Below are 17,821 nucleotides of genomic sequence, written 5' to 3' on the forward strand. Positions count from 1 at the left end.
TTGCTTCCCTCCATTTTGAAATTCCTTCTTTTGTCAACAGCCTTATCCCTGTCTGATTATCTGTTTCTGCACCCCGCATAAAGCAGAAACCTTTAGTGATTTCACTCAGTTTACAGGTAATTCGCTTAAAGATATTGTACATTATTGCCAATTTCTTTACCATAACACCTCAGCATAAAAATAGATTTGATTTTTGTGTTATCAGCATAATTACTGCGCTGTACCGCACTTTTCATTCTTTTCCCGAGGCAGCCGGCTATCAAACTGCTGCCTTAGAGTGTATCTGAAAATTGCTTTCGGCAAGCTGTGCGTCACACTTTGTGGGAGATTTGGACCCGATGAGGGAGGCGTAGCGGGCTACGTTGACCGAATTGGGGCCAAATATACCGCGAAGTGGGGCGTGCAGCTTGTCGGAATGAAGTTTCAGACACACTCCAGCTCTTACGTTCTGTTATTTTTAATAAAGTAATGCAGATACTCCAGGAAATCCCGGTCAGCGACCTGCTGCATGGGATTTACCCCTAATAGTTCTCTTATCTTATTAAAGCGAAACACCAGCGTATTTTTATGTATATAGAGTTCTTTGCTGCTGGCGTTAAAGTTATAATTATTTTTTTGAAGGGAATCCACCACCTCCAATATATTCTCCTTTCCCTTTTCGTCTAAAAGCTGCCCGTAAACGCCGTATATATCCCGGTACTCCACCATGGCGATCAAAGACTTCATATACTCGTTCACATGTTCATAAAAAAAGCAGATCTGCTCCTTCACACGGTCTCTCATCCAGATACAGTGCTGATAACCAATCCTGTATTTTTCAAAACAGTCTTGAAAGGTCCCTGCAAGAAACTGGTATTTTGCTCCGGCCATATCCAGATAGTTCTTACAGGAGGCAATGGACTCTGTAATGATCTCTTTGTACCGGCTGAGACTGGAAGGGTCCGGCTTAAAACTTTTAAATATGATCACATTTTTGTCCTGGACAACGGATATAATATCCTGACGGCTGTACAACGCGCTTTCCTTCAATTTTCTCAGAACCGTGGGCATGTCTGCCATCTCATCCAAAAAAAGAAGGACCGGCAGCCGGACACAGGATTCATCCCATCCCAGTGTCTCTGCATCCTCCTTCAATTTCTCAATATCAGCCACCTCATTGGATAAAATACCATAAATAAATCTGTCCTTCATACTCTTACGCCTGGCACTCAGTTCATGCTGTGATTCAAATTCATACATGGTCTCAATGGCAAATTTCATTACCTTTGCAATATCACGCACCTCATCCGGTTCCCCGGTAACCCCTATAGCCCCTGTCCGTTTCCCTTTATGCTCAATGGGAAGCATGACTCCCGGCTTAACCCCCAGGTATTTTCCCCCGTCCGGAACATCAATGATCTCCTCATCCCCATGAATGATCCAATATGCCACCTCATGAAAATTGCCAATCCGTTCCGCGTCTTTACTGGCTATGATTACTCCTTTTTCGTCCATAATATTGATATTATACTCTGTGGACTCCCCCGCTTTTTTAATGAATTTTTCCGCCAAAAAATTATCCAGCAATCTGATTCCTCCTGTCTGCTTTTATTTGACTGTCTGCTTTTATTTGACTGTCTGCTTTTATTTGACTGTCTGCTTTTATTTGACTGTCTGCTTTTATGTGACTGTTTGATATCCTATCCGCAGTCACTTTTTCTTTAATCTGTCCGCTCCCTTTCGCTCCCAGCCTCTCTCCCTTTTCCCGGCAGAGTCTCCCAGATCACCCCCGGAATTTAACAGAATTTATTTATATTTCATGATAGCATTCGGAAAATATCTTGTCCAGGACTAAAAGTATACTGGAATATATTTACAACCCTTTGTGTTTTCACAACACAATTTCCTGCTTCTTTTTTGTTTTGCTGTCCCATGGGAAACCCGTTTTTTTTATGCTATACTCAACAAAAATGAAGCAGAACTATCCATCTACCCCGCAGTGGATAATCGTGAAGGAGGATTTTATGACACCAAAAGAACGAATACTGGCTACGCTGAGCGGACAGCCAACGGATACTCTGCCTTTCATTCCACGCCTGGATATCTGGTATAATGCAAACTCCCAAAACGGTACACTTCCTGCCCCTTATCAACATGCAACATTAAGGGAAATGGTGGATGACCTGGGACTTGGCTATCATGCGATCATTCCTGATTTCAAAGATTTTATTGACCCTGAACTGGGAGATCTGGATGTGGGACTTGGAATTTATCACTTAAAAAATCATCCATACCGGATAAAACTCCACAATGTAAGACGAACTTATGAGCGGACAGGGGACGGAATCCTGAAGGTAAAATATGAAACTCCCAAGGGAGATATCACCACCACGGTAATTCACAGCCAGGATATGAAAAAGAACGGCATAACCTTATATGTCATAAAGGAACATGCCATTAAATCCATGGATGATTATCCGGCTATGAAATATATTTTCGACAACATGGAAGTGATTCCGGATTATGAAAATTATACTCGTTTCCAGCAGGAATTCATTGGAGAGAGAGGTGTTGCCGTAACACTTTCTGCCATGTGGGCATCTCCCGGCCATTACCTGATCAAAGAACTAATGGCTTTTGACACGTATTATTATGAACAATACGATAATCCGGATGAAATGAACGAATTCATAGAACAGATCACGCCTTTCAGCAGCAAATTGTTTGAAGCCGCTCTGGACAGCCCTGCGGAAGTGATACTTTCCGGCGCCAATTATGACACTTCATTTACCGCCCCCTCCATGTTTGAAGAGTATATCATGCCTACATTGAAGGAACAGTCTGACAGGGCACACGCCCGAGGCAAATATCTGGCCACACACACAGACGGTGAAAATACCGGACTTATGGAACTCTACTTAAAATCCGGATTTGACATAGCGGATTCCATCTGTCCTGCCCCTATGACTAAAATTTCCCTTGAGGACACCCGGCGTATGTTCGGGGATACCTGTACGGTATGGGGCGGCATTCCTTCTATTTCCGTACTGGAAGATTCCATGAATGACCTGACTTTTAAACGGTTTGTGGAAGAAAAATTCGAGAACCTGGGAAGAGGGGACCATCTCATATTGTCAGTGGCGGATACGGTGCCTCCTGCTGCCAAGTTTGACAGGATTTTGTATCTTAAGAAAAAGGCAGAGGAATTCGGGCCGGTAACGCCATAGAAAGTATGCCCGGCAAACGCCCTATCATCAGAAATAAAAATATAGAAAACCGTGGGACATAATTTCTATATCCCACGGTTTTCTCCGTCATCTAATATTTTTAACTGTTCCGTTCTCTCACAGTCACAGGCAGAGATCCATGCAGGACCGCCTTTATTATTTAAAATATTCCACACCGGATTCAAAGATCCGGATATCCTGCTCGCCATAAATATTCATAGCTACGCCACAGTCACGGCGCTCGCTGTGGGCCATCTTGCCCAGGATACGTCCGTCCGGGCTGGTGATCCCCTCAATGGCAGCGTAAGAACCGTTCACATTCCACTCTTCATCCATAGTCACATTGCCGTCCAGGTCACAATACTGGGTAGCTACCTGGCCGTTTGCAAAGAGCTTCTGTATCCACGCATCATTTGCAACAAAACGTCCCTCACCGTGGGATGCCGGGTTCGCATAAACATTGCCCAGCACGGCTTTCTGCAGCCACGGGGATTTGTTGGAAACCACTCTTGTGTATACCATCTTGGAAATGTGGCGTCCCACCGTGTTGTATGTCAAGGTCGGTGAATCTGCAGTCTGTCCGGTGATCTCACCGTTTGGTACAAGCCCCAGCTTAACCAGCGCCTGGAATCCGTTGCAGATACCAAGTGCAAGTCCGTCTCTCTCGCTTACCAGTTTCATAACCGCATCTTTGATCTTTGCATTCTGGAATGCAGTTGCAAAGAATTTTGCGGAACCGTCCGGTTCATCACCTGCTGAAAATCCGCCCGGGAACATAATGATCTGTGCCTGGTCAATGGATCGTTCAAATGCATCAACAGAATCACGGATATCCGCTGCATCCAGGTTCTTGAATACTTTTGTGATCACCTTCGCACCGGCTCTCTCAAAGGCTTTTCTGCTGTCATACTCACAGTTGGTTCCCGGGAATACCGGAATAAACACTGTGGGCTGTGCAATCTTATGAGCGCAGATGTGAATGCTGTCTGCTTTGTACAGACCTCTGTCCTCATCCTTTGTAATGTCATCAGTCTCAGAACCGGAGCGTGTCTTGAACACTTTCTCAAGAGGTGCTTTCCAGGTTTCCAGAGCCTCTGCCATGGAGATGCTCATATCTTTATATTCGATAGCTGCCTTGTCAGTCACTTCACCGATCACCGTGTATGTGACAGCCAGCTCACCCACTTTATCTGCTTTCACTTCACAGATAATATCACCGAAGCCTGCGCTGAACAGGTCTCTTTCATCCACGTTATGCTCAATTTTAACACCCATCTGGTTTCCGAATGCCATTTTGCTCACTGCCGGAGCGATACCGCTGCGGTCAAGAGCATATGCAGCCACTACTCTGCCTGCCTGAATATCTTCATGCAGCTTGCTGTACTGGTCTTTCAGGGCCTGGAAATCCGGAAGGTCATAGTCTGCTTTTGGAGCACGCAGCCATACCAGCTTGTCCCCAGGTGTTTTCAATTCCGGTGTAATAATATCTTTTTGTTTCGCAATGTCCACAGCAAAGGATACCAGTGTAGGCGGTACATCAATTTCATTGAAAGTACCGGACATGGAGTCCTTGCCGCCGATGGACGGAAGACCAAATCCAAGCTGTGCCGCATAAGCACCTAAAAGAGCTGCAAAAGGCTGGCTCCAGCGATGGGGATCTTCTGTCATCCTGCGGAAATACTCCTGGAAGGTAAAGCGGATCTTGCTGTAGTCACCACCTGCCGCAACGATCCTTGCAACAGATTCCGTCACTGCATAGACAGCTCCGTGATATGGGCTCCAGCTTGACAGATACGGGTCAAAACCGTAGCTCATCATTGTAACTGTCTCTGTCTTACCGTTTAATACTGGAACCTTGGCAACCATGGCCTGTGTCTCGGTGAGCTGGTATTTTCCGCCGTAAGGCATAAATACACTGGCGGCTCCGATAGAGCTGTCAAACATTTCCACAAGTCCCTTCTGGGAACAGGTGTTTAAGTCAGCCAGTGTGTCCATCCAGCGTTTTCTCACGTCACCGGATTCCTCTGCGCGGTCCAGGACATTTCCTTCTCTGTTTGGAACATCCACAAACACATCTGTTTCCTGATGCGCACCGTTGGTATCCAGGAATGCTCTGGATAAGTCAACGATCGTATTTCCTCTCCAGCTCATGACCAGACGAGGGCTTTTAGTCACAACAGCTACCGGAATGGCTTCCAGGTTCTCCTCTTTCGCATAATCCAGGAACTGTTCCACATCTTTCGGGTCTACCACAACTGCCATACGCTCCTGGGATTCAGAAATCGCGATCTCTGTTCCATCCAGTCCGGCATATTTTTTCGGAACCTTATCCAAATCAATCTGCAGCCCCGCTGCCAGCTCTCCAATCGCAACGGAGACACCGCCTGCGCCGAAATCGTTACATTTTTTAATGATCCTGCTGACTTCCTCTCTTCTGAAAAGTCTCTGGATCTTTCTCTCCGTAGGTGCATTTCCCTTCTGTACCTCAGCGCCGCAGGTCTCGATAGACTCTTCTGTATGCACTTTTGAAGAACCTGTAGCACCGCCGCAGCCGTCACGTCCGGTACGTCCGCCCAGAAGGATGATGATATCATCAGGGTCAGAGTTCTCACGGATAACCGCCCGTCTCGGAGCCGCACCTAAAACGGCACCGATCTCCATACGTTTTGCCACATAATTGGGATGATACACTTCCTTCACATATCCTGTAGCCAGACCAATCTGGTTTCCATAGGAAGAGTAGCCATGGGCTGCACTTCTGACCAGTTTCTTCTGAGGCAGTTTTCCCTTCATGGTATCTTTTACAGACACGGTTGGGTCAGCCGCACCGGTCACACGCATAGCCTGATAAACATAGGTACGTCCTGACAGCGGGTCACGGATCGCGCCGCCCAGACAGGTAGCCGCACCACCGAAAGGCTCAATCTCTGTAGGATGGTTATGGGTCTCATTTTTAAAGTTGATCAGCCATTCCTCTTCCTTGCCGTCCACATCAACAGGGACAACAATACTGCAGGCATTGATCTCGTCAGACTCTTCCTGGTCCTGAAGCTTTCCTTCTGCTTTTAATTTTTTCATAGCCATCAAAGCCAGGTCCATAAGGCATACAAACTTGTCATCCCTGTCTTTGTATATCACCTGACGGTCAGCCAGATATTTTTCATAAGTTTTTACAAGAGGCTCTTTGTAATCGCCCTCGCCGAATTCCACGTTCTTCAGCTCAGTGGAGAAAGTAGTATGACGGCAGTGATCAGACCAGTAAGTATCCAGTACACGGATTTCAGTCATGGACGGATCACGTTTTTCTTCCTTTATAAAATAGTTCTGGATGTGCTGGAAATCCTTAAATGTCATAGCCAGATTCAGGGAAGAATACAGTTCTTTAAGTTCTGCTTCCGGCATTTCCCGGAACCCTTCAAAAATCTTTACATCTGCAGGATCTTCAAAATTTGTAACCAGTGTCTCCGGTTTTGCCGCATCTGCCTCTCTGGAATCCACCGGGTTAATACAATGCTCCTTAACAGCCTCAAACTCCTGGTCAGAAATACTTCCTTCTATTACATAAGTGGTTGCAGAGCGGATAATAGGCTCCTCGTCCGCCTTCAAGAACTGTATACACTGTACAGCGGAATCCGCTCTCTGATCAAACTGTCCCGGAAGGAACTCTACGGAAAATGCCCTGTCCCCCTCCTTCATCTCAAAAGCTTCCTGGTATAATACATCCACCGGAGGCTCAGAAAATACACAGTCACATGCTTTCTCAAATGCCTCATCAGAAATATTTTCTACATCATAGCGAATCAGAACGCGCACTCCCGCCACGTCCTTAATCCCCAGATAACTGCTGATCTCATGGGCAAGCTCCTTTGCCTGTACAGCAAAAGCCGGCTTCTTCTCTACATAAACACGTCTTACACTGCTCATGTTGGCTCCTTTCTGCCTCTTTCTTCGGCACACCAAAACCCGCATTGCGGTTTCTTTATGATTTGTGTTATTAGGCGGCCCTTGGAGTGATCTCCTTTTGCCGCTTTCGTACTTATCATAACATGGAATTCTTTATTAATAAAATTAATATATCTTATATTTTTTATAACTACAACTAATATATACACAAAGCTTTTTCCTAATCCGCGCCTTACTATTCTGCCGCATACAATTTAGATCATTACCTTCCAGCATCTTTCCGGCACTATCCGGCAAATCCGGCACCTTTCCGGCACTATCCGGTACAGTTACGGCACTCTCTGATATGTTACCGGCATTATCAAAGAGTTTTTCATCATTGGTTGACAAATCAAAGAGGCTACCATCCGCTGGTAAACCATATCCACGGTCATTTGATCAAAAAAAGAATCCCCGAAGAGTAGCCGCTCTCCAGGGATTCCTTTGTGCCATAATACACATAGTATCATTTCTGCTAACAACATCTTACAACAAGTCCCCCCAATGTCAAGATAACGAACTTTACCACCAAAATAACACTCTAAGCCGAAGTGTTTTATACACTTTTGGCTACTATCCCTGAAAGAATAACCATATCAACAGCCAAGAACAGGAAGTGTCTGGGGGAGGGTCTGGGGAGCCATATGCCTGTGAGCGATGTATAGTGGAGCGCCGCGGAGATCCACCTGCCCCAGTTACTTAATGAAGAGGCCACTGCCGATGAATTTAGCAAATGGGAGCAGGTTAGCTCCGTGGCAGCGGAACGCTTCGCTCACAGGCATATGGCTCCCCAGACCCTCCCCCAGACACTTCCGTCCGCTTCCACCCATCCGCACCACTTTGGTTTTTTCACAAAACCCATTGACTTGCCCCACCCCCTTTGCTAAACTCAAGTAAGCCATCAATTTCACTAAGGAGACTCACACATGAAACTAACCGCAAAACACACCATATACGGCTGCTACCTTGGCTACATCACCCAGGCCATCGTCAACAACCTTCCGCCCCTTTTATTCCTCACCTTCCACAACCAATTCGGCATCTCCCTTGAGAAGATCAGCCTGCTGATCACCGTAAATTTCTGCATCCAGATCCTCATAGATTTTCTGGCACCGGGAATCATAAAAAAGGTAGGCTACCGGGCAGTCGGCATCACTTCTTTTCTTGTAACAACCCTGGGACTCACAGGATTTTCCTGGCTTCCCTTTGTCCTTCCAAACGCCTACGCCGGCATCCTGGTCTGCATGACCTTCAACGCCATCGGCGGCGGTATTCTGGAAGTCATCGTAAGCCCTATCGTGGAAGCCTGTCCCAGTGAGAATAAAGAATCCGCCATGAGCCTTCTTCACTCCTTCTACTGCTGGGGACACATGGGTGTGGTGATCCTTTCCACCCTGTTCTTCGTGGCGATCGGCATTGATTCCTGGCGGTATCTCCCGTCTCTTTGGGCTTTGGTCCCGCTGTTCACCTGTATGATGTTTTTAAAGATCCCCATCTACAGCATTGAGGGCGATGACGAGGAGACAAAACGCCCCGGAGGAGTCTTCAAAAGCGGCATTTTCTGGGTTCTTTTTCTGCTGATGATATGTGCCGGCGCATCGGAACAGGCCGTAAGCCAATGGTCCTCTTTATTTGCTGAGGACGGACTCGGTGTCAGCAAAACCGTAGGCGACCTTCTGGGCCCCTGTGCCTTTGCTTTCTTCATGGGACTTTCAAGGCTTCTTTACGGGATCAAAGGTGACAAGCTGAATATCCGCCACGGTCTGCTTGGAACCAGCGCACTGTGTATCGTGGGATATCTCATCACCAGCCTGTCCCCAATCCCCCTTCTTTCCCTGGCAGGATGCGCGCTGTGCGGCTTTTCCGTTGGACTTATGTGGCCCGGATTATTCTCCCTGGGCGCTGTTCTCTGCCGTGGGGGAGGCACCATGATGTACGCCATGTTTGCCCTGGCCGGTGACGTGGGATGCTCCGCAGGCCCTTTTGTTGTGGGGTTTGTCACAGACGCCGTGGGTTCCATGAAGACAGGGATCCTGGCAGCCCTTGTGTTCCCGGCCCTTTTATTTATAGTCATGCTGGGTCTGCAGAAAAACTCTGCAAAAGAAAAGACAACAGATGCAGCTGCGGCCGGAGATTTGAGAAGTCAGGAATAAGCACAGAACCGGAGGTGTTTTATGGATATCAGTTTTGAACTATATAAAGTCTTTTACCACGTAGCCTCCACCCTGAGTTTTTCGGAGGCTTCAAGACAGCTTTTTATCTCACAGTCTGCTGTCAGCCAGTCTATAAAATCCCTGGAACAAAAACTCGGACACCCCCTCTTTGTGCGCAACACTAAAAAAGTGGAGCTGACACCGGAGGGGGAAACCCTTTTCCGTCATGTGCAGCCCGCTGTCTCCCTGCTCCTTCAAGGCGAAAACCAGCTTATGCACACCGCCTCCGCGGAGGCGCCTCTCAGGATCGGCGCCAGCGACACCATCTGCCGGTATTTTCTGGTGCCCTATCTGCGGCGTTTTCACCAGGAATTCCCGGATATCCACATCAAAGTCACCAATGCCACCTCCATCGGCTGCGTGGAGCTGCTGGAAAACAGACAGGTGGATTTTATTGTCTGCAATTACCCCAACTCCAGGTTAAAGATAAAGGAACACTACAAAACCATCCTGACCTTCCGGGACGTGTTTGCCGCCAACAGGCATTACTTTGATCTTGCGGACCAAAAACTGTCCCTGACAGATCTGCATCAGTACCCGCTTCTCATGCTCAGTAAAAAAAGCACTACCAGCGAATTTCTCCACAGTCTGTTTCTGCAAAAAGGCCTGAACCTGACCCCTGAAGTGGAATTATCCAGCAATGACCTTCTGCTGGATCTGGCATATATCGGCCTTGGAATTGCCTTTGTCCCTGATTTTGTCCTGGACCAGAGAAAAAAAGGCCTGTACCGGCTTCAGATAAAAGAAGAGCTGCCCAAAAGGCATCTGGTCCTGGCTTACACCGAACAGCAGAGCACTTCCGCGGCAGCTAATAAATTTCTGGCTTATTTCAACGATTAAAAGTACGCTTCGCTGAGTTTCTATTGTCATGGATCCGTGGGAAGCCCCGGCGATGAAAAACCGGGGCTTCCTACCTGTTCCCGTAGAATAACAACATACCGTGTAAAGAAACCGTCCCATTTTTACAAAACAGAGTCGATCAACAATTTGGTATATTCCTGTTTCGGGCGCATGATCACCTCATCCGGAGTCCCTTCCTCCACGATTTTCCCCTGATACATCACCAGCACATGATCACAAAAGTTCTGGACCAGCGCCAGATCATGACAGATCAGGAGTACGGAAAGTCCCATTTCTTTTCTCAGCTTTTGAAGCAGGGTGATGATCTGAGACTGCACCGTCACATCAAGGGCACTGGTTGCTTCATCACAGATGAGCAGCCGGGGATTGACAGCAAGAGCTCTCGCAATAGCCGCCCTCTGGCATTGCCCTCCGCTGACCTCATGGGGATAACGGGCCGCATATCTCTCCTCCAGCTCCACCATGGCAAGAAGCTCCTTCATTCTTCTCCCTGCTTCTTTTCTCTTCATTCCATAATTCCGCATCCCCTCCGTAATGCCGTCTCCCAGACTGCGTCTTGGATCAAAAGAATCCTGGGGTGTCTGAAATACCATCTGTACATTCCGGTACAAATCCCTCAGCTGCTTTCTCCCCGCGCCCACCATTTCCCGTCCGTCCAGAAGTACACTCCCGGCATCCGGTCTTGTAAGGCAGGTGATCATTCTGGCAATGGTACTTTTTCCGCATCCGCTCTCCCCCACAATACCCACGCAGGATCCTTCCTTCACGGAAAAACTCACATCATCCACAGCCGGGCAGACATGCTTTGCTTTATAAAACGTTTTTTTCAAGTTCTTAACTTCCAGTATCTTATCCATAACCTAACCTCTGTGGATCCGCAGCACGGCACTGACTAATCTTTTGGTATATTCTTCCTTGGGATGCTTTATCACTTCTTTTGTATCCCCATATTCCACCAGCCTGCCCCGGTGCATGACAGCAACTTTATCCGCCATGTACTCTACCACGCCGATATTGTGGGTGACAATGACAATGGTTGTGCCGAACAGTTCTCTCATCTTCATCATTTCCCGCACCACCTGTGCCTGTACCGTTACATCCAGTGCACTGGTAGGCTCATCGGCAAAGAGAAGAGCCGGCTTGAGGATCATAGCCATCATGATCCCCACTCTCTGGTTCATGCCCCCTGAAAGTTCAAAAGGGTAACTCTTTAATATCCTCTCTCCATCCAAAAGCTTCATCTTATCAAACAGGTCCATAGCCCGTTCTTTGATCTCCCTTCTGGATATTTTCTCATGCTGGAGAACAGACTCATAAAGCTGGTCTTCTATTGTGCGGATTGGACAAAGGGATGCCCCTGTATTCTGGAAGATCATCCCCATCTGGGGGCCCCGCAGCTTACGCAGTTCCTCCCCTTTCAGTTCTGTGACATTCTTATCCTTGTAAAGGATACGGCCGCCCGTCACTGCTCCGTCACTGCCCAACAGTCCCATGGCCGCTCTGATCAATGTACTTTTTCCGCTGCCGCTCTCCCCTACGATCCCAAGGATCCGGCCTGGTTCCAGAGTCATGTTTACATCTTCCAAAACAGGCTGTCCCGCATAACATATCTGCAGATGCTCCACCGCTAAAATAGGCTGTCCCACATTTCCCGTCCTTTCTGATCCTTTTGTTAATTTTTATCCAGATCTACTGTAATCTCATAGTAATCACAGGGATGCGCTTCCAGACCTGTCACACCTTTTCCTGAGACAATGGACATTCTCAGATGAGAGGCAAAAATAAATGCATTGTCATCCAGGATGGTCTGCGTCATCTCCGTAGCCAGTTTTGCTCTCTCATCCGTATCAAACGTTGCCTTCATTTGATTTTCCAGTTCCTGCAGTTTATCGCTGTGGTAACAGCCTCTGTTTTTGGAGGATTCGTCCAGGCAGTGTGTGGTGAAAAAGTATTCCGGGTCGCCGGTAGGTGCACAGACAAATGCCCCGGCATAGATATCCCAGTCTCCGCTGTCCAGAAAACTCTGGAAATCAGCAGAACAATTGACCTCCACTTTGATTCCAACCTCCTTGAGGGTAGCCTGCACCGTTTCTGCCAGCAGGGGAAGTTCCTGGCGGCTTGGATACGTCACCCAGCGTATGGTGAGATTTTCTCCGTCCTTATCCACATATCCATCTTTGTCGCTGTCCGCCCATCCTGCTTCAGCCAGTAATTTTTTTGCTTCCTCAGGCTGATACCCGGGAGCCGTCACCGTATCATCACCAAAGGCGAAATTGGCGGGAAAAGGCCCTGCGGCCGCTGTCCCGTTTCCGTCCAGAAGTGTTTCGGTAAAGCTTTCTTTATCAATCGACATAGCAATGGCTTTCCTTACTTTCTCATCCTGAAGGGCCGGCGTCTTATAATTTATCTGTCCAAAGAAAGAACGGGAAGTTTCCACCGATGATATGGTATAAGGCTCCTGGGCAAACAGCGGCAGGCTTGCATAGGGAAGACCATAAGCCGCATCAAGTTCACCGGACTGCATGGCCATGGTCATGGTATCGCCGTCTGAAATGGTCTTCACATAGATGGTATCCAGATTCGGCTCCCCATCCCAGTAATCTTCATTTTTTACCAAAGTAAGACCAACGTCTGTCTTCACTTCCGTGGCAATATAAGGACCCGTTCCTGCCACATTTCCATCCTCCGTAACACCGGCTTCCATATCAACGATACAGCCATAAGGGTCAGACAAATAGTTTATCAATGCCGGTACCGGTTCTTCCGTGACAATGGTCAGTGTCTGTCCGTCCGCGGAAATCTCTTTTATTTTTAAATCTCCCTTTGCTCTTTCATGGACGCTCACCAGATCATCCAGACATTCCTTTACCGCCTGCGCGTCCAGCCTGCGCCCGCTGGTAAAAGACACGTCATCTCTCAGCGTGATCTTCCAGGTATTCTCATCCACCGATTCATACTCTGTGGCAAGCCATGGCTCCAGTTCCATTTTATCGGAATATTTAAACAAAGTCTCCCCTATGCCGTAGCGGATACAGGCCCATCCGGAATACCCGTTGTGAGGATCCACATCCGATTCATCGTTCTCGGCATTGAATGTGGTGTCCCCATAAGTTAACACCTTCTCCCCGTCTTCTTTAGCCGGACTGCTCCCTTCCGCTTCTGCTTTTGCACCTGTGCAGCCGGATAAAAGTGCTGCGGTCACACAAAATGTCAAGACCGCGGCGCCTGCCTTTTTATGAAATATCCTATTTTTAAACATGTCTAATCTCCCTTTTTCTGATGTCTTTGATCTCTTCGGGGATCCATAACATCCCGCACTGTATCGCCTAATAAATTAAACAGCATGACCGTAAGAAATATGGCAAACCCCGGCGCAAGAATCACCCACGGGGATGTTTGAAGCATACTTCTGCCGTTACTCATCATAGAGCCCCACTCCGCAATGGGAGGGACTGCCCCCAGCCCCAGAAAGGATAAGCCCGCTATCTCCATCATCATGGTACCGATATCCAGGACACCGGTGATCAGAATAGGCCCTGCAATATTGGGGAGCATATGCTTAACCAAAATCTTCCCTGTACCGGACCCGGCAAGCCTGGCCGCTGCAATAAACGGTTCTTCTTTCATGGTCATGACCTGGCTCCTGGCAATCCTGGCGAATTTCGGCCAGGATATACATGCCAGAGCCACCACTGCATTCATGACTCCGCCCCCTGTGACCCCCGCAACCGCTATGGCAAAAACCATGCCCGGAAACGCCAGAAAAACATCGGATATCCTCATAAGCACCGTATCTGTCTTACCCCCGTGATAACCGCAAAATACTCCGATCACAGTGCCTGCAGTCATGGTGATCACCACCAGCAGCAGAGATGAGAATATGGTTGTCTGTCCCCCCATGATTACCCTGGACAGCATATCCCTTCCATAACGGTCTGTTCCCAGCAGATGTGCTCCTCCGGGCGGTTTCAGGGCATTTCCCAAATCCTGGGCATAGGGATCATAGGGAACAAGAGATTCGGCAAACACTGCAGCCAGGAGCACTGCCCCCACCAATACGGACAAAATAATGCATTTTAGTTTTGTATGGTCTCTCTTTATCATCCGCCGGCCTCCTGTCCTATGCGTATTCTCGGGTCCAGGAAGCAATAGATCAGATCCGTAACAAGATTCACCAGCACATAGATAACTGCCATCCAGATCACATATGCCTGGATCACAGGATAATCACGCATGGTAATTGCATCGACCGCCATTTTTCCCACGCCGTCCCACATAAATATAGATTCAACAATGGCAGTGCCGCCAAGTAGAGAACCGATAGATAATGCCAGCAGCGTTACAATGGTTAGCATAGATGCTTTCAACACACTGAAATAAAGGATCTTCTTCTCCCGTACCCCTCGCGCCCTTGCCCCCTGCACATACTCTTTATTCAGCTCCTCCAGCACTGTGGCCCGTACCTGTCTGGTATATTTGGCCGCCATTGCCAGAGCCAGGGTAAGCGTTGGCAGAATGATACTTTTCCACCCCTGGGCATTCCCCATCACAGGGAACCAGCCAAGCTTTAGGGAAAAGATATAGATCAGCAGCAGAGACACAAAAAAATTCGGGAGGGAGTTACCGATAAAACTGAGAAAACGTATCAGATGATCCCAAAAATGATTTTGTTTTACAGCCGATAAGGTTCCAAGGGGAATGGAAATCAATACGGTCATCAAAACTGAGGTGGCTGCCAATGCAATGGTAGCCGGAAGTTTTGACACAAATGTGGTAAATACCGGCTGTCCGGAAACAAAAGACTTTCCCATATCTCCCGTGAGTACACCCTTTAACCACACAACATACTGTTCCGGAAGAGACTTGTCCAGTCCAAGTTCTTCCCTTGCAGCTGCCTTCTCGGCATCAGACATGGAACCGCCTGTATTTTGTTCCATCACATCAACTGCGTCCATGGCAGATGCCTGCATCAGAACAAAGGACAAAAGCGTGATTCCGATCAAAATAGGTATCAGCTGCAGGAGCCTTTTTATTATGTACTTTTTCATCTCCTCATTCCTTTTTGTAACTCACACTTTTTTCCGCAGATCATGAAAATCGGTGTTGGATTATAGAACTCATCTTTTTCAATATAAATACGCCTGCTGATCCCCAAGTCTATGGAAATCTCTTCTATTTCCATCTGCCCCAGCGTCTCCACGTCCCAGGCCGGACGGACACGGGAACTGATGGGGAGCTGGCGCTTGATCTCCTCACACTCCTGCATCATGTCCTCCCCCAGCGTATGGTGGGCATGGCTGTCCGGCAGTTCCGAAGTGTCCGCAAAGTTACTGGCACCGTAATTGGCGTCAAAATTCAAAAGGATCCCCTCCGCTTTCAGCACTCTCATCCACTCCCCGTAAGCTTCCTTCACATGGGGCAGGGTCCAGGTCAGGTTCCTAGAGATGACAACGTCAAAACTGCCATCCTCAAATTCCAGTTTCTCTGCATCCATGACCAGAAAACGGCAAGATACATTTTCTTCCTTTGCAAGCTGTTTGGAATTGACGATCATCTCCGGGGTCAGATCTGTTCCCGTCACCTCGTGTCCCAGTTTAGCCAGGAGAATGGAAAAGAAGCCGGAACCGCATCCCACATCCAGAATTTTTAATTTCTTTCCTGCCGGAAGCTTGCGCCGGATTTCCCCAAGCCAGCGCTCTGCCAGAGGGCTTTTCAGTTCTCTTCTCCTCTGCTCCATAAAGCTCTCACTGCGCTTTGCCCAATATTCCGTGATTCGCTCTTTTCTGTCATCAAAATTTTTGACAATCCTTCCATAAGCGATCATTGGGCCGTTTTCCAGGACCTGGAGACTGCCTGTCTGATAGAGAATGACGCCGTCGCATTCCGCGCGGCAGACCTCCATCACATTCCCTTCATAGTCCTTTACCGTACCCAGAACCTCCCCACCCTGAATCATATCCCCCGGCATCTTATAGGGATACCAGCATCCGGCAGCAGAGGCGGCCTGATATCTGATATCCACCACATCAAGAGGATAATAGACCCGGTAATCCCTCTGCCCCTCATAAATGCCCAGTGAGCAGAGAATATTCCGCACATCTCTTCTGGTAGAACGGACTTCCTCCATGGTCCAGCCTCCCATACCGCCTCTCTCAATTAGAATACCCGGAATACCGGTATGCGCCGCATAATTATAGGCACCCCCTGTGGCAACCGTGGACCGCACCATATAGGGCACATCCACCTGCTCCGCCATTTTTCGCGACATAGCCACGATCCGTTCCTCCGCCTTTCCCGCATAATACACATAAGGGGTAAGCTGTTCGTAATCATCGCCGCTGTGCAGGTCAATGCAGAAATCAACCGCCGGAAATACCTCCTGTGTCATTGCCCAGGCAAGCTGCTGGGTTGGAGTTCCCTTGGGGTCTCCGGGAAATTCCCGGTTCAAATTCTTCCCGTCCTCCAACCCCAGGCTGCCGCCTCTGCACGCAAAGGCATCTCTGCATACTACTTTCATGATGACAACCGTTCCGTTGATTTTGTTGATCTTCAATTTTTCCGATAATTCAATGGCAGCCTGGATGCCCACATATTCCCCTGCGTGAACACCCGCCATGATAAGAACCGTTTTTCCCGGCTTCTCCCCGTTTAATATGGTTGTGGGAAGTTTAAATTTTCCTTCTGCCAGCTCCAGAAAACCGCTGCAGGTTTCCCCTGGTTCTGCTTTCATATTTCCAAGCGTAAATGTTTTCGTATTAAGCATAGACTTTGCTGTCCCCTTTCCGTCCGTTTATCATAAACATGGGTGTGGAACCATAGTTGAGTTTTTCCTCTTTGCTCCATACCCTCTCCCAGACTGAAATGTCTGTGTGTATCTCCGCAAATCCTGTCTTTTTCAGTATTTCCATATCCCAGCCCGGACGCGTTTGGGCGGAGAGGGGCATCTGAAGGGCAATCTGCTCCATGGCGTCAATATCTGTGCACAGGTAATGGTCATCCAGACTTAACTGCTCCACGTTTTTCCTATCCTGCTCATAAGCATCCCGCTTCTCCTCATCATAGAGATAACCATACCAGTTGGCATCAAAATTCAGAAGCTTTCCGCCCGGCTTCAGTACCCTGTGCCATTCCCGGTAAGCCTGCTCGGGTTTTTCCAGGTTCCAGGTCAGGTTTCTGGAGATCACCACATCAAAGGTGTTATCCTCAAATCCCAGATTCTGGGCATCCATCCGGTAAAAATCTATTTTTTCACACAGACTTCCCGCATTTTCCATTGCCTTCTCCAGCATCTCCCGGGTGTAGTCCACAGCGGTAACCGGGTATCCGGCTTCTGCCAGGATAATAGGGAAAAAGCCGGGGCCTGTGCCAATGTCCAGTATCTTAATCTCCTCCCTGGGCACTGCCGGAAATTCTGCCTCCAGCACTTCCAGCCAGGCCTCCTTCTGCATCCCTTCCAGTTCCTTATGGTTCACTTCCGAATACCCTTCTGTGCGGGTACTCCAGTATTTCTCTATTTTCTCCAGCAGTCTTTCCATAATTTCTTCCTTTTCGCTAAAATATCTTTTTTTCCTTGTTTTATTACTTTATCAGAACATAAAA

At 48.1% G+C, this 17,821-nt stretch carries 13 protein-coding genes and 1 pseudogene; 4 read left to right on the forward strand and 10 right to left on the reverse strand.

The window, feature by feature from the left end; genetic code table 11:
- Positions 1 to 259: 259 nt before the first annotated feature.
- Positions 260 to 385, reverse strand: coding sequence for a DUF6783 domain-containing protein (locus tag CI595_RS27015; protein ID WP_334293483.1), 126 nt, complete (start codon positions 383 to 385; stop codon positions 260 to 262).
- Between CI595_RS27015 and CI595_RS27020 the strand changes: the two are divergent.
- A pseudogene (locus CI595_RS27020) lies at positions 344 to 469 on the forward strand (DUF6783 domain-containing protein); the annotation flags it as partial. The gene CI595_RS27015 and the pseudogene CI595_RS27020 overlap by 42 nt on opposite strands.
- On the opposite strand, the gene CI595_RS02220 reads toward CI595_RS27020, so the two are convergent.
- Entirely contained in the window at positions 442 to 1,566 is a 1,125-nt protein-coding gene (locus CI595_RS02220) for a CdaR family transcriptional regulator (protein ID WP_095171261.1), read from the reverse strand. The pseudogene CI595_RS27020 and the gene CI595_RS02220 overlap by 28 nt on opposite strands.
- 437 nt (positions 1,567 to 2,003) lie before the next feature.
- On the opposite strand from CI595_RS02220, the gene CI595_RS02225 reads away from it, so the two are divergent.
- Positions 2,004 to 3,206 carry a uroporphyrinogen decarboxylase family protein gene (locus CI595_RS02225; protein ID WP_095171263.1) on the forward strand — a complete coding sequence of 401 codons (1,203 nt, stop codon included), beginning with the start codon at positions 2,004 to 2,006 and terminating at the stop codon, positions 3,204 to 3,206.
- Positions 3,207 to 3,362: 156 nt separating this feature from the next.
- Here CI595_RS02225 and CI595_RS02230 read toward each other — a convergent pair whose 3' ends face one another.
- Entirely contained in the window at positions 3,363 to 7,130 is a 3,768-nt protein-coding gene (locus tag CI595_RS02230; protein WP_095171265.1) for a phosphoribosylformylglycinamidine synthase, read from the reverse strand.
- Between the two features lie 944 nt (positions 7,131 to 8,074).
- On the opposite strand from CI595_RS02230, the gene CI595_RS02240 reads away from it, so the two are divergent.
- Positions 8,075 to 9,301, forward strand: coding sequence for an MFS transporter (locus CI595_RS02240; protein WP_095171270.1), 1,227 nt, complete (start codon positions 8,075 to 8,077; stop codon positions 9,299 to 9,301).
- Positions 9,302 to 9,322: 21 nt separating this feature from the next.
- Positions 9,323 to 10,201, forward strand: coding sequence for a LysR family transcriptional regulator (locus CI595_RS02245; RefSeq protein ID WP_095171272.1), 879 nt, complete (start codon positions 9,323 to 9,325; stop codon positions 10,199 to 10,201).
- A 122-nt stretch (positions 10,202 to 10,323) separates the two neighbouring features.
- On the opposite strand, the gene CI595_RS02250 is transcribed toward CI595_RS02245, so the two are convergent.
- Genes CI595_RS02250 through CI595_RS02280 form a run of 7 tightly spaced genes read right to left on the reverse strand, consistent with a single transcriptional unit; the run spans position 10,324 to position 17,757 of the window.
- Positions 10,324 to 11,079 (reverse strand): ABC transporter ATP-binding protein, encoded by a 756-nt coding sequence (locus tag CI595_RS02250; protein WP_095171275.1) that lies wholly within the window; start codon positions 11,077 to 11,079, stop codon positions 10,324 to 10,326.
- A gap of 3 nt (positions 11,080 to 11,082) precedes the next feature.
- Complete coding sequence (locus CI595_RS02255) at positions 11,083 to 11,868, reverse strand: ABC transporter ATP-binding protein (RefSeq protein ID WP_095171277.1); 786 nt, start codon at positions 11,866 to 11,868, stop codon at positions 11,083 to 11,085.
- A gap of 26 nt (positions 11,869 to 11,894) precedes the next feature.
- The gene (locus tag CI595_RS02260; RefSeq protein WP_095171279.1) at positions 11,895 to 13,481 is read right to left on the reverse strand and encodes an ABC transporter substrate-binding protein; all 1,587 of its coding nucleotides are present in this window, start codon (positions 13,479 to 13,481) and stop codon (positions 11,895 to 11,897) included.
- A 2-nt stretch (positions 13,482 to 13,483) separates the two neighbouring features.
- On the reverse strand, positions 13,484 to 14,326 hold the full coding sequence (gene nikC / locus CI595_RS02265) for a nickel transporter permease (protein WP_095171282.1): 843 nt from the start codon (positions 14,324 to 14,326) through the stop codon (positions 13,484 to 13,486).
- Complete coding sequence (nikB, locus tag CI595_RS02270) at positions 14,323 to 15,270, reverse strand: nickel ABC transporter permease (protein WP_095171284.1); 948 nt, start codon at positions 15,268 to 15,270, stop codon at positions 14,323 to 14,325. Before nikB ends, nikC begins: the two co-directional genes overlap by 4 nt.
- The gene (locus tag CI595_RS02275) at positions 15,267 to 16,985 is read right to left on the reverse strand and encodes a methyltransferase domain-containing protein (RefSeq protein ID WP_095171287.1); all 1,719 of its coding nucleotides are present in this window, start codon (positions 16,983 to 16,985) and stop codon (positions 15,267 to 15,269) included. Before CI595_RS02275 ends, nikB begins: the two co-directional genes overlap by 4 nt.
- On the reverse strand, positions 16,978 to 17,757 hold the full coding sequence (locus CI595_RS02280) for a class I SAM-dependent methyltransferase (RefSeq protein ID WP_095171289.1): 780 nt from the start codon (positions 17,755 to 17,757) through the stop codon (positions 16,978 to 16,980). The genes CI595_RS02275 and CI595_RS02280 overlap by 8 nt, the downstream gene beginning before the upstream one ends.
- Positions 17,758 to 17,821 lie beyond the last annotated feature (64 nt).

Source organism: Blautia hominis (genome assembly GCA_002270465.1).
Lineage (GTDB): Bacteria > Bacillota > Clostridia > Lachnospirales > Lachnospiraceae > Blautia > Blautia hominis.